This is a genomic window from Niastella sp. (assembly GCF_045805085.1).
GTDB lineage: Bacteria > Bacteroidota > Bacteroidia > Chitinophagales > Chitinophagaceae > Niastella.
Genome location: NZ_JBJMLX010000240.1, coordinates 1 through 13,679 on the forward strand (window position 1 = coordinate 1; position 13,679 = coordinate 13,679).

Below are 13,679 nucleotides of genomic sequence, written 5' to 3' on the forward strand. Positions count from 1 at the left end.
ATCGCCGGAACGCAGTTGCGTATTCTCCATTGGGAAGATGATCTCCTTGTGATTTTCATCAAAGGCGATCATATTGGCCATCATTTTTTGTGATCTGGCCAGGCTGTTCAGGGCCCGCTGGGTAGATTGTATGGAGGCATCTTCCAGAAAATTACCCAGGAACACCAGGGTAATGATGGAAGCGGTGGTTTCAAAAAAAAGGTATTGAGGGCCCAGGTTCATGAGGGCGCCGGTTAAACTATATACAAATGCGGCAGTGGCGCCAATAGTCACCAGCACATTCATATTGGGCATGCGGTTACGAATGCTTTTTATGGCGCTGCGGCCAAAAAAGTCCATTCCCACAATATAAACAGGTAAACAAAGACCCAGCTGTACCCAGGGATCCATCAATAAGTGAATATGTACCCACTTATCGAGCATATGCAGCATCAGCGGCAGGGTAAAGATCAGGCAGAATAAAAAGCGTTGTTTGTGGGAGGCAAATAGTCGCTTGCGCTTTTGGGAACCGGGCACTTCGTCATTTTGAACGGTATAACCCAGCGATTCTATGCCTTTGATGATCTGTTGTTCATTTTTGCCATCTGCGTCAAAACTCACCTCACCCCCCATCAGGTTTACCTTCACGTTTTCGAGGCCTTCGGCGGTGAGGTATTGCTGTACGGTCAGCGCGCAATTTGAACAGGTCATGCCATCTACTTTCCAATTCACTTTATTCATGTTCATCCATGGGGTTGAGTGTATTTGCAAATTTACCGCTCAATAGCCTTAATTCCCGGCATATTGGTAATATTATGTCCACCCGGTTGCAATTTTAACTTAAATCTGTCGTTCCGCCCCATGGCCATTATCTTTGTGTCTTTATGCAGCTGCAATGTACATTAGATAACATCCGGCAAACGGCCCATACATTCTGGGAACTTATTGATGGGCGTAAGGTGATTGCCTTTTATGGCGATATGGGCGCTGGCAAAACCACCCTTATTCACGCCCTGTGCGATGAAAAAGGGGTAACAAGTACAGTGGGGAGCCCTACTTTTTCCATCATAAATGAATATAAATATCCCGGCGGGCGGGTTTTTCATATAGACCTGTACCGGTTGAAAGATGAGGATGAGGCTGTGCGGGCCGGGGTGGAAGATTGCCTGTATTCCGGGGATATTTGTCTGGTAGAATGGCCGGCCCGGGCTGAAGGCATTTTTCCCGAGGATACCGCAAGGGTAGAAATTCAGGTGATGGACCCACATACGAGAATCATCCATATTTCAGGGGCCTGACCGCTGGTTCGGCCATCCGACTTCCGATTTAATTTGTAACTTGTGGCCCCGATAATGGGGGTAAAATCATTTACTGCTACATGTCCCAGCAAAAGCCGATCATCAGCACTTCTTTTAGTTACGAAACGCTTCAGGAAACTCTGGATATAAAACCCAAAGGGTCGGAGTTGCATATTGGTATACCTAAAGAAACTGCGTTTCAGGAAAACCGTATTGCGCTGACCCCCGACGCAGTGGGCGTATTGGTGAGCAACGGGCATAATGTAGTAATTGAACACAATGCCGGGGAGGCCGCCCATTTTCGCGACCGCGATTATAGCGAGGCCGGTGCTAAGATCGTATATGAAAAAGCACAGGTGTATAAAGCGCCAATTCTGGTAAAAAGCGCCCCCGTAGTAGAAGAAGACCTGCCGCATCTGCAGCAGAACCAGGTGATCATTTCCCCCATCCATTTGTCGGCCATGAAGGCTGAATTTCTGCAGAAGATGATGGAAAAGCGCATTACTGCCATCTCATTCGAAAATTTAAAGGACGATAGCGATAGTTTACCCATTGTTCGCAGCATGAGCGAAATAGCCGGAAGTGCAGTGATGCTTATTGCGGCCCAATACCTCGGTTCGGCCAACCATGGCAAAGGGGTGTTGCTGGGTGGCATTTCGGGTATTCCGCCAACCAAGGTAATTATCCTGGGAGCCGGTATTGTGGGTGAATTTGCGGCCCGTGCTGCACTGGCCCTGGGTGCATCGGTAAAAGTATTCGACAATAGTGTGTACCGGTTAAAACGGTTACAGAATAATATCGGTCAACGTATGTGGACTTCTGTAATAGAGCCCCGTATTCTGGCCAAACAATTAAAGACCTGCGAAGTGGCCGTTGGGGCCCTGGGTTCGCAAAGCGGCCGCACGCCTGTTGTGGTTAGTGAAGAAATGGTAAGCAATATGCGACCCGGTAGTGTAATCATTGATGTTAGTATCGACCGGGGTGGTTGTTTTGAAACGTCAGAGATAACCAGTCATGAACAACCGATCTTTATGAAGTACGGCGTTATTCACTATTGTGTACCTAATATACCATCAGGCTTTGCACGTACTGCGTCACAAGGTATCAGTAATGTATTGATGCCTTTGTTGCTGGAAGCAGGCGAGGAAGGTGGTTTTGAAAACCTCGTATGGCACAAAGTCCACCTGCGCAGTGGTATTTATCTATTCAAAGGCGCGCTCACTAACTTCCACTTAAGTCAACGCTTCGATCTAAAGTATACCGATCTTAATTTGCTGATTGCAAGCCAGCGCTAATTGGTTGCATGGGATTGAAAAATATTTTTTATCCTGTTGTAACAATATTTTTATGCATATATGCGATAATGTATACCAGCATGTAAAATGTAGGCGCGACATTAAATAGTATTTTATTTCTTTTAATAAAGCGCCAGTCATTTGACTTTACGGAGTTTCGGATTACTTTTGTGAATTCCCCCAATTAACAATTGCAGGCCTCTTAAGAAGAAAACGTTGCTATTCGTAATAAAAGGACGTTTTACACGTTTTCTATGGCCTAAAAGTTGCTAATTGGACTCAAATACCTGTTATGAAGACAAGGCCCTATTTGTTGATAGTACTAACTATCTTGGTTAGTAAAACTACCTCTTTTGCGCAAGTAACTATCCCACCTATTTCTGGTTGGGATCTGGATGAAAAAAGCGGCAGCTACACTTTGAAACCTGCAAAAACTGCCAGCGTTGAAGGCAAGGAATTCATTTATGAAATTATGCCCATTGCAAAAAATGAAGGGCAGCCAATTGAACAATGGTTTAGTGGTGCCATTGATAAAGATGTAACAACAGCTGGTTTTACTATCCCCGCCACCAGCAAAAAGAATATTACCACCAATCAAACTATTATTTCCCTCTCTACTGAGGTAACTGATAAAAAAGGTAAAGCCTGGTATGTAACCTATGTTGCTTATCAGGTGGGAGAGGGCGACACCCGCATGGCGCGTATAATGTGTTCACCCGATGTGAAATATTATGCAAACAACATGCGTCCTGTTGCCGAACATTTTGGTAACCTGAACAGACTGGATGCTACCGCTTCAGCCTCTGGTAAATTTGCCAGAAACAATAACGGACATGGCAAACAGGAAAACAGAACCCCCAGCACTGCTCAAAGTGAAGCCATCCCTGAAAAAGGGTTGAAAACACAGGAAATAAATGGTATCCTCATCCATCTTGAGTATAACACCAACGCAGATGGTAAAATGGTGCGTATTTACAAACCTTACCTGGTGTTGAATGATGGTTCAATTTACAGCGAACCTGTGATTAGCCCCTATAGCCTGGATGTAGCAGCATCAAAACAAAAGGATCCCAAAAAATGGGGAACCTGGAAGTTGAGGAACGGTTCATTCCAGGTTGAGTGGACTGCCACCAACGAAACAGAAAAATGGTTCAAGAACTGGTTCTGGGCTACGCCTTCTCAAAAAGATGAAAAACTGGAAGGTTCATTCATGACTGTAAATGGTGCAGAGAATGGCAATGTAAAAAGTAGCGATAAAGCTTATACTTCCAAGTTCATCTTCTTCAATAAAGATGGCCAGTTTACTTTAACCGGCGGCGATGGCGCCACGGTGCCTTCTTCTGAATACAAAAAATTTAACGAGGCCGGAACCTATTCCCTTAATGATTATTCAATGGAACTGCATTTTAATAACGGTACCGTTATTCGCCGCATGTTCTATTTCTACCTGCAGGGCAGCACCCATTTTGGCATAGGCAACTCTGTGTATGCCCCTAAACAGGCAGCTGTTGAAGGCATAACCGGCAACTAAACGATATTTCCTGAAAAGGAATCTACAGAAAAGGGTCCTGACTGAAGTCGGGACCCTTTTCTGCTTTATGGAATTGCCAGCTGGTGTGCGTTATTTACAGGCGCATATGCATGGTTATAAGGCTGATTTGGAAAAGTTTTGAACATGTTAGAAGTTTTAGGCCCTGCAAACCGTCTTTTTTTTTCTGTGGCCCGAAAATTGACTTCCAAAGCCTGTAAATAGCCTACTTATGAAAAATATGCTCCTGGTTATCGTCCTGATCATGGGTTTGGGCATTCCCGCTACGCTCGCTCAAACTGTTCAGCCGATGTTAGGCTGGAAGATGGAAGAAAATAAAGGACGCTACCTTTTTAGCCCTACTGCTGTTTTCAGCGATGAAAATAAAGAGTTCACTTACGAAATAATGCCGCTCGAAAAGGTCGACGGAAAAAGCTTTGATGACTGGTTTACCGGCTCTATTGACAAGAATATGCGGCTTTCAGGCTTTACGGAGTCAAAAAGCAAGAGTAAAGACAAGAAGAATATCAGTTACAGCACTCTCTCTTCGTATTCGGGCAAAATCACTGACAGAAATGGCAAAGTATGGTACGTGGCCTATATGGCCTACCGCACCAGTAACCAGCAATACCGCCTGGCAAAGCTGTTTAGCTCACCCGATATTACCTACTACACCAATTGTATGAAATCGGCCGCTATGCATTTTGGCAAACTGGCCAAACAGGAAGGTGCATTTGAAGGTAGCGGGCAAACGGAGGTAGCAAAAACCAATGCTTTACCACAGCCGGTAGCCCCCACCGTTATGGATAAAACACCTGTACCCCGCAATGTTATTGCCAATGCCGATAACACAAGCCGTTCCGTACGGGGCTTGAAAGCAACCGAAATAAAAGGAATAGTATTAAACCTGGAATATAGTTATGGGGTAGGAGGCGCTGTTACAAGCGAGTATACCCCTTATCTTTTATTGAACGATGGCAGCTTGTACAATAACCCCGTGGTAAGTCCGTATGAGTTTGATATCGCCCTGTCGAAACAGCGTGATCCTAAAAGGTGGGGCACCTGGCGAATAAGTGGCAGCACCATTGTGGTTACCTGGCCCGGAAGAAATAAGACCGAGCGATGGGAGAAGAACTGGTTCTGGGCAAGACCGGCGGCCGGCAATGAAAAAATTGAAGGCGCTTTCAGCAGCATGGCAGGCGCAGGTAATTCAACCATGGGTGGAAATGTAGTAACGGTTTCTTCCAAAGACATTCTGTTTAATAACGTTGGCCGGTTTGCATTGACCGGTGTAGCTGTAGGGACCAATTATACTGATTATAGTATTCCTGCTTCTGCTTATTCTAAAAAAGATGAAGCCGGCGCTTATACCCTGAATGGCTATTCCATTGAGCTGCGTTTTAATAATGGTTCTACCATGCGTAGGGCGTTTTATTTCTACCCGAAAGACAAAGCGCATTTGGGAATTGGTAATCATGCATACGTACAGAAGAGATAAAATCAGTCGAATTTGATTATATTCTTACCTTCTTATAGTCTGTAATACTAAGCATCTCTTTACAAAAAGAATACTCCTGAGGATCGTTGGAACTGACAATGATTAACCGGTTATTACCGTAGTCGCGGATCAACTGATGATATAATTCAATCCCCACTGCATCGAGGTTGGTACAGGGCTCGTCGAGCAAAACGCAGGGCACATCACTAAAAATAGCCTGTGCCAGCTTTACTCGTTGTTTCATTCCACTTGAATAGAACCGGATCTGTTTGTTGGCAGCCGTCTTTAAGCCAATAGTGGAGATAATATCAGGAATGGTGGTATTGGAAAGTAGGGGTTTGAACTGCGAATGAAACTCCAGCATTTCCAGGAGCGTCATTTCCTCTATGAGCTCCAGATAAGGCGCCGCAATTGAAATATACTGAAATGCTTTATCAACCTCAATCTCTTTCTCCGGAACGTTTGTATTGCCAATTGTGTATTTAGCGCTTCCCTCACTCATTATGATGGCGCCGCCGATGGCCTGTAATAAAGTAGATTTACCGGACCCATTGGGACCGGTAATAGCATAGGCAGTGCCTGAAATAAATTCCTGATTTAATTCCCGGAAGATCCAGTCGCGGTTAAAGCGTTTGCCGGCATTAATCAGCGATATCTTCATCCACACTATTTTTTGAATAGCGTTTAATGATACCGCGGCCGCTTTCGCGAATAAAGGTTACAATTTCATCGCGCTCGTCGGATGCGGAAAACTCTTCTTCCAGGTATTCGAGAGCCTGGCTGGTATTAAAACCTTTGTTGTAAATAACGCGATAGATATCGAGGATATGATTGATCTTATCGATAGTGAAACCACGTCTTTTTAAACCAACTGAGTTTACCCCGGCATAGCTCAATGGCTGACGGCCGGCTTTAATATAAGGAGGAATATCTTTGCCTACCAGTGAACCACCGCTTACAAAGGCGTGCTGACCAACCTTGGTAAACTGGTGAACCGCGCACATGCCACCTAAAATGGCCCAATCGCCCAGAACTACGTGACCAGCTACCTGTGAGTTATTACTCAGGATAACATTGCTGCCAATGATACAATCGTGGGCTATGTGGCTATACGCCATGATCATGCAATTTTTGCCCACCTTTGTTTTCCACCTGTCTTTGGTACCCCGGTGAATGGTCACAAACTCACGAATGGTGGTATTATCACCAATTTCAGTGAGGGTTTCTTCGCCTTCGAATTTCAAATCCTGCGGCATAGCAGAAATTACAGCTCCGGGGAAAATTCGGCAATTTTTGCCGATGCGGGCGCCTTCCATGATAGTGACGTTACTGCCAATCCAGGTTCCTTCGCCAATCTCCACGTTCTGGTGAATAACCGTAAAAGGATCAATCTTCACATTGGTGGCCAGCTTGGCGTTAGGGTGTATATATGTGTGCGGATGAATCATTTTATTTACATTCTTAAGGGTTGTAGCAGGATATTCACTCATAGGCGTAACAGACATCCCATCCCCGGTGGGATTTTGTTGGTGATTGTCACCTAAATTCTGTTTATGGATGGATTGACGTTTGATATTAATTAATCTGCTAAAATAGGACAAAACTCATTCAATTTTCCCCTATTGTTCTATAAATTTTATTGCCTGAATTTCATTTTTAGGTATAAAAACCAATAATTTATCGTTTTACTACCTGGGCCATCAGATCTGCTTCTGTGGCAATTTTATTACCTACGTACACCGTTCCCCGCATTTCGCAAATACCACGCCGTATTGGGGAGATTAACTCCATTTTCAGGATCATAGTATCTCCGGGTACCACTTTTTGCTTGAATTTACAATTATCGATTTTCAAAAAGTAGGTATCATATTCTCCGGGTGGCAGGGAGTTAATACAAAGAATACCCCCTGTTTGGGCAAGCGCCTCTACCTGCAGTACTCCGGGCATCACGGGATTACCAGGAAAGTGACCCGTAAAAAATTGCTCGTTATAGGTCACATTTTTGATACCAACTATATGCTTGTCAGTAAGTTCGATAATTTTATCCACCATCAGGAAAGGATAGCGGTGCGGCAACGTTTTTTCGATCTGCTGCAGGCTGTATACCGGCGGCAAATTGGGATCGTACACCGGCACATCCTTTACATGTTTATTTTTTTTTATATACTGTTTGATCTTGCGGGCAAAATCAACATTTGTGCTATGCCCGGGGCGGTTGGCAATGATATGCGCCTTGATAGGGTAACCGATCAGGGCCAGGTCGCCTACCACATCCAATGTTTTATGGCGGGCAGGTTCATTGGGGAAACGCAGTTCCAGGTTATTGAGGTACCCTTCATTCTTAACCTCAATGTTTTTCTTGTTGAAAACTTTTGCCAGCCGTTCCATTACTTCAGGCGTCACAGGCTTGTCAACAATCACAATGGCGTTGTTTACATCACCGCCTTTGATAAGATTATGTTGCAACAACATTTCCAGTTCATGCAGGAAGCAGAAAGTTCGACAGGGTGCAATTTCTTCCTTGAAATCCCGCATGGTTTTTAAACCGGCATGCTGGGTGCCCAGTACAGGGCTATTAAAATCAATGAGGGTGGTTATTTTATAATCCGTAGCAGGCAGGGCTGTCATTTCAACCTTTTTCAATTCATCGTAATGAGTAATATTGGTATCGATGCTGTACCATACCTTGGCCGCATCCTGCTCCAATACCCCTGCTTCTTCAATGATTTCTACAAAAGGGGCAGAACTACCATCGGCGATCGGAATTTCAGGACCATTCAGCTCAATCAGACAGTTATCAATGCCCATGCCCACCAAGGCAGCCAGAATATGCTCAACCGTACAAACCTTTGTATCGCCTTCCTGCAGTGTGGTACCACGGGAAGTATCGGTAACCAGGTCACAATCAGCCTTGATCACTGGTTGTCCGGGCAGGTCAATGCGTTGAAACTGAAAACCAAAGCCTGGATGGGCTGGTTTCAGGGTCATATCCACATTTACTCCTGTATGTAAACCGGTACCAGAAATACTCACAGCTGATTGCAGGGTATGTTGCTTATCTGGATTAAAGTTGTTGTTCATCCTTTGGTTTTGTAAAAGAATGCGCAAAGATAGGGAATCCACTCAGACGAAAAGGTACTGAAGATGACCTCGTTAATTTTTCTCAATCCGTATAAGTGTTTTCTCAACTCATGACAACGAACGTTTTAACATCGACACTGCCTTCCTGCAAAACAAAAATGGATTGATGGTTTTTTAACCGTCAATCCATTTATTTATATTTCAACGTGTTACCTTGTTAATTCGTCAACTTTTCAACTTATCTTTTCAGTAAGCAATTGCTTCACCAATTGCTCCAACTCTGCAATTCTCTTCTCCAGCTCGGGCAGTTTGCGGCTCACAGCCTGGCTGCGTAAGGCGCTGGTATATTCAAACGCCGGACTACCGGTTACGGCTGCGTTAGGTGTTTTTATTGATTTGCTCACGCCACTTTGTGCATTGATTCTGCTGCCATCAGCAATTTGAATATGGCCAACAATGCCGGCCTGTCCGCCGATCATAACATTGTTACCAATCTTGGTACTACCGCTTACACCAGCCTGTGCTGCGATAACGGTGTTGTTACCAACTTCTACGTTATGGGCTACCTGGATCAGGTTATCGAGCTTGGCGCCTGATTTTATTATGGTTGAACCGATGGTGGCGCGGTCGATGGTGGCATTAGCGCCAATCTCTACAAAATCTTCCACTACTACATTACCAATTTGCGGCACCTTCTTAAAGCTGCCATCTGCCTGAGGCGCAAAACCAAAACCATCACTACCCACTACTGTACCGGCATGAATGGTTACATTCTTTCCAATAACACAATCGTGGTAAATTTTTACCCCGGGGTGAACAATGGTATTGTCGTTGATCTTTACATTGTCGCCCAGGAATACGTTCGGGAATATTTTCACATTGTTCCCCAGCACTACGTTCTCACCGAGGTAAGAAAAAGCGCCGATATATACCTGTTGACCATATTTGGCCGACTTACTGATATAAGCAGGTTCCTGGATACCCGATAATTTTTGGGTAGCCATTTCCTGGTATTTGGTAAGCAGGGTAGCAAACGCAGAATAAGCATCGGCTACTCTGATCAGCGTTGCGTTCACGGGTTCCTTCAACTCCTGTGAGGCATTGATGATAACCAGCGAAGCACTCGTGCGATACAGGTATTCTTCGTATTTAGGATTGGCCAAAAAAGAAAGCTGGCCGGCTTGCGCTTCTTCAATTTTTCCAAAAGAATGCACCAAAGTTTCAGGATTTCCTTCCACTTTGCCATTGATGATCATAGCTATTTGAGCTGCGGTAAATTGCATAGAATAATCGTTATGTCAGATAAGTCGAATATTTCAAACTTTTATAAATCGAAATTACTAAAACGTGAAAAGCTACTGCATATTGAAAAAAGTATAATATGTTTGGATCTTTAGTGATAAAAGGTCTAACAGATCGACTTATTAACTGTTTAACAATTGTAATAACAAATGTAATATTTTTTCACAGGGCTTGCTAATGCCTGATGGATCAATGCATTATCAACTTTTGATATATCAGTGACCGTTCCGTTCTTAAATAAAATATTTATACGTTCTTCACTGGGGTCGTAGGTTGTATTTTCTATTTCGCCGGTGTAAATAAAATAATCGCAATCGCCCTCATTTATCTTTAATTGATGGCAAATGTTATTCCGTTGTGTTTTAATCCAGTCCTGATTAAAAGTTTCAGCCTGTAATTTAACTTTTAGTAAACGGCGATCTATTAAACAATGGCACAACGTACTTAAAACCGTGTCAGGGTGAAAGATCCAGTTTTTAATGGTTGTCAGCACATCATAGTCATCGAGCATACAGAATTTGTCGAGCTGCTGCTCAATAAATGCAGTGCTGGTAGCGCTTCTTAAAAAGAAGTCAAAGGTAGCAGATGCAGCCTGAACTGTTTGTCCCTGTTGAATCAATTCTTTGGCTCGCTGAATGATCTTTATAAGTGTTTTTTCGGCGCCCAGTACGGTTTTGTGCAAATATACCTGCCAGTACATAAGGCGACGGGCCACCAGGAATTTCTCAATGCTGTAGATGCCTTTTTCCTCCACCATCAGATCACCATCTTTCACTGCCAGCATTTTTAAAATGCGGTCGTACCCGATCACCCCTTCAGAAACGCCCGTAAAAAAACTATCGCGGGTGAGGTAATCCATGCGATCAACATCGAGCTGGCCGCTGATGAGCTGGTGTAAAAAGGGCTTGGTATAATTATTGGTAAAAATGTCGATGGCTTTATGCAATTGCCCCTTCATTTGTTCATTGAGCACGCGCATGATCAGAATGCTGATGGTTTCATGATGCGTATTACTGATCAGCACATTTTCCAGGGCATGTGAAAATGGTCCATGGCCTATATCGTGTAACAGGATCGCAATTTTTGCAGCTGTCTCTTCTTCAGGAGTAATTTCCACTCCTTTGTTCTTCAACTCGGTTAACGCATTGCACATAAGGTGATAAGCGCCCAGGGAGTGATGCAGTCGGGTATGCACCGCGCCCGGATAAACCAGGTGCGCAAATGCCATTTGATGAATACGCCGCAACCGCTGGTACCAGGGATGGGCGATTACCTGAAAAACAAGCGGATCGTCGATGGTAATAAACCCATATACCGGGTCATTTATGATCTTCCTGATGCGGTTTGTCATTCGCTGCTTGCTTTTTTGTTAAAATTGCTGCCAAATGCAGCGGGCAAAAGTACAAAGCCCCGCCGGATAAATTAAATTTGGTTAGATTGAATCCGATTCAAAACATAAAACCTAGAACTTAATTAAAAGAACTATACATGCCATTAGGAAAAATACTTTGGGTAGATGATGAAATTGAAAGTTTACAATCACAAATACTGTTTTTACAAAATAAAGGGTACGAAGTAACTGCACTTACAAACGGGTTTGATGCGGTGGATTTTGTAAAAGAAAACCACCTCGATGTGGTGTTGTTGGATGAAACCATGCCCGGTATTACCGGCCTGGAAACCCTTTCGAAGATAAAAGAGATCAATTCACAGATCCCGGTGGTGATGATCACCAAAAATGAAACGGAAAACCTGATGGACGACGCCATCGGCAGCCAGATCACCGATTACCTGATAAAACCGGTGAATCCCAACCAGGTGTTGTTGAGTTTGAAAAAGATCATCGATAACAAACGGTTGGTAGGTGAAAAAACTACCATGGCTTATCAACAGCAGTTCCGCAATTTATTCATGGCGTTGAACAGTAGTCCCGATTATAACGAGTGGATGGACATTTACAAGAAACTGGTGTACTGGGAGCTGGAGATGGACAAAAGCGATAGTCCTGAAATGCAGGAAGTGTTTCAAACCCAAAAGAATGAGGCTAACACCGAATTCTTCAAGTTTGTTTCAAAGAATTATGCACGTTGGGTAAATCCAAAAAGTGACGAAGGTCCTGTGATGTCGCACAACCTGATAAAATTTAAGGTGATGCCGCATATTGAAAAGGGCACGCCTACTTTCTTTGTACTTCTCGATAACCTGCGGTTCGACCAATGGCGGGCTATTGCACCTATTTTTGCAGAAAGTTTTCGCATACTGGAAGAAGACAGCTTTTACAGCATTCTGCCCACTGCCACCCAATACGCGCGCAACGCCATTTTCAGCGGATTGCTACCTATTGAAATTGAAAAGAATTTTCCCCAGCAATGGAAGAATGATGATGAAGAAGGCGGAAAGAATTTATTTGAGGAAGAGTTCTTCCGGTCATTTTTAAAACGCCAGCGCCGCGACGATATAAAATTCTCTTACACCAAGATCCTCAACAACCAGGCGGGTCAGGACCTTGTGAACAATATACACAACCTCATGGGCAACGACCTGAATATTATTGTTTACAATTTTGTCGATATGCTCAGCCATGCCCGTACCGAAATGGAAGTGCTGAAAGAACTGGCGGGCGATGAAACCAGCTACAGAAGTGTTACCAAAAGCTGGTTCGAGCATTCGCCTCTGCACCAGGCATTGAAAAAAGTAGCTGATAAAAAACTCAATCTCATTCTGGCCACCGACCATGGCAGTGTGCGGGTAAAAACACCGGCCAAAGTAATTGGTGATAAACAAACCACTACCAACCTGCGGTATAAACATGGCCGCAATCTTAATTATGAACCCAAGGAAGTACTGGCTTTCCGCGATCCTAAAGAGGCGGGTCTGCCGGTGCCTACAGTAAACTCCTCATACATTTTTGCCCGGGAAGATATGTACCTGTGTTACCCCAACAATTACAATTATTATGTGAACTATTACCGCAACACTTTTCAGCATGGCGGCGTTAGTTTAGAAGAGATGATTGTGCCGGTAATTAAGATGACAAATAAATAAAGGCATAGGGCAAAAGGCAGAAATGAAAGGCGGTAATCAGGCGGAAATTCGATAAGAAAACTCGCTTTTATGGTTAAAAAAGGTCTTTTTCTGGCTTTTTAAGGCGAGAAACGGTTGTTTTCAATGTTTTGTGTGGAAAAGTAAAGGGTATCTATTTCCAGCACTAAAATTGTGAATATTAATTTTGTCAATCATTCATTAAGTCATCTACATCCAGACTATGAAATTTACGCAAGCGACATTAGATAAGATAGAGGCGATTCTCAATGAGGCTGAATATGTGCTACGTTACGAACGGGGTAATTTTCAGAGTGGATACTGCATTTTAGAACAAAAGAAAGTAGTTGTTTTAAATAAATTCCTGCAGCTCGAGGGCCGCATAAGCACGTTGATCGATCTGGTTCCGCAACTTCAGGTTAATCCTGATGAGTTTTCGCCTGAGGTACGCAGAACCTATAACGATGTGCTGGAAAGACATGCTGTGATACAGGCTGAACAGGCTGAAAATCAGAAATAAGCGATTAGAGTTGACGAGTTAACCAGTTGACGAGTTAACGAGGAAGAAGGAGGTTAAAGGGAAAAGTGGGAGGTTGATAGGGTCTCTCACGTTTCACGTTTGACGTTTCACGATAACTGCAGCTTTAATTTCCTAC

The 13,679-nt window shown here is 43.8% G+C and carries 12 protein-coding genes; 6 read left to right on the top strand and 6 right to left on the bottom strand.

Annotated features, from left to right (window positions below):
• Nucleotides 1-720, bottom strand: a 720-nt coding sequence (locus tag ACJ751_RS12135; protein ID WP_407745760.1) for a cation transporter, incomplete at its 3' end; no start/stop codon positions are given.
• 143 nt (nt 721-863) lie between these two features.
• Between ACJ751_RS12135 and tsaE the strand changes: the two genes are divergently transcribed.
• The 4 genes from tsaE to ACJ751_RS12155 all read left to right on the top strand — a co-directional run bounded on the left by tsaE (nt 864) and on the right by ACJ751_RS12155 (nt 5,598).
• Entirely contained in the window at nt 864-1,277 is a 414-nt protein-coding gene (tsaE, locus tag ACJ751_RS12140) for a tRNA (adenosine(37)-N6)-threonylcarbamoyltransferase complex ATPase subunit type 1 TsaE (protein WP_407745761.1), read from the top strand.
• Between the two features lie 80 nt (nt 1,278-1,357).
• Complete coding sequence (locus ACJ751_RS12145; RefSeq protein WP_407745762.1) at nt 1,358-2,572, top strand: alanine dehydrogenase; 1,215 nt, start codon at nt 1,358-1,360, stop codon at nt 2,570-2,572.
• 292 nt (nt 2,573-2,864) lie between these two features.
• Nucleotides 2,865-4,103, top strand: coding sequence for a hypothetical protein (locus ACJ751_RS12150; protein ID WP_407745763.1), 1,239 nt, complete (start codon nt 2,865-2,867; stop codon nt 4,101-4,103).
• 229 nt (nt 4,104-4,332) lie between these two features.
• Nucleotides 4,333-5,598, top strand: coding sequence for a hypothetical protein (locus tag ACJ751_RS12155; RefSeq protein WP_407745764.1), 1,266 nt, complete (start codon nt 4,333-4,335; stop codon nt 5,596-5,598).
• 16 nt (nt 5,599-5,614) lie between these two features.
• On the opposite strand, the gene ACJ751_RS12160 is transcribed toward ACJ751_RS12155, so the two are convergent.
• From ACJ751_RS12160 to ACJ751_RS12180, 5 genes are all read right to left on the bottom strand, one after another.
• Nucleotides 5,615-6,259, bottom strand: coding sequence for an ATP-binding cassette domain-containing protein (locus ACJ751_RS12160; protein ID WP_407745765.1), 645 nt, complete (start codon nt 6,257-6,259; stop codon nt 5,615-5,617).
• A complete protein-coding gene (gene lpxA / locus ACJ751_RS12165) occupies nt 6,240-7,103 on the bottom strand; it encodes an acyl-ACP--UDP-N-acetylglucosamine O-acyltransferase (protein WP_407745766.1) in 864 nt (287 codons plus the stop codon). The genes ACJ751_RS12160 and lpxA overlap by 20 nt, the downstream gene beginning before the upstream one ends.
• A gap of 172 nt (nt 7,104-7,275) precedes the next feature.
• Nucleotides 7,276-8,679 (bottom strand): bifunctional UDP-3-O-[3-hydroxymyristoyl] N-acetylglucosamine deacetylase/3-hydroxyacyl-ACP dehydratase, encoded by a 1,404-nt coding sequence (locus ACJ751_RS12170; protein ID WP_407745767.1) that lies wholly within the window; start codon nt 8,677-8,679, stop codon nt 7,276-7,278.
• Nucleotides 8,680-8,912: 233 nt separating this feature from the next.
• Nucleotides 8,913-9,962: a UDP-3-O-(3-hydroxymyristoyl)glucosamine N-acyltransferase gene (gene lpxD, locus ACJ751_RS12175; RefSeq protein ID WP_407745768.1), complete on the bottom strand. Its 1,050-nt coding sequence runs from the start codon at nt 9,960-9,962 to the stop codon at nt 8,913-8,915.
• Between the two features lie 149 nt (nt 9,963-10,111).
• Entirely contained in the window at nt 10,112-11,332 is a 1,221-nt protein-coding gene (locus ACJ751_RS12180) for an HD domain-containing protein (RefSeq protein ID WP_407745769.1), read from the bottom strand.
• A gap of 137 nt (nt 11,333-11,469) precedes the next feature.
• Between ACJ751_RS12180 and ACJ751_RS12185 the strand changes: the two genes are divergently transcribed.
• Together ACJ751_RS12185 and ACJ751_RS12190 are read left to right on the top strand one after the other, a co-directional pair.
• The gene (locus ACJ751_RS12185; protein ID WP_407745770.1) at nt 11,470-13,026 is read left to right on the top strand and encodes a response regulator; all 1,557 of its coding nucleotides are present in this window, start codon (nt 11,470-11,472) and stop codon (nt 13,024-13,026) included.
• Between the two features lie 220 nt (nt 13,027-13,246).
• Entirely contained in the window at nt 13,247-13,543 is a 297-nt protein-coding gene (locus ACJ751_RS12190) for a hypothetical protein (protein ID WP_407745771.1), read from the top strand.
• Nucleotides 13,544-13,679: the final 136 nt, after the last annotated feature.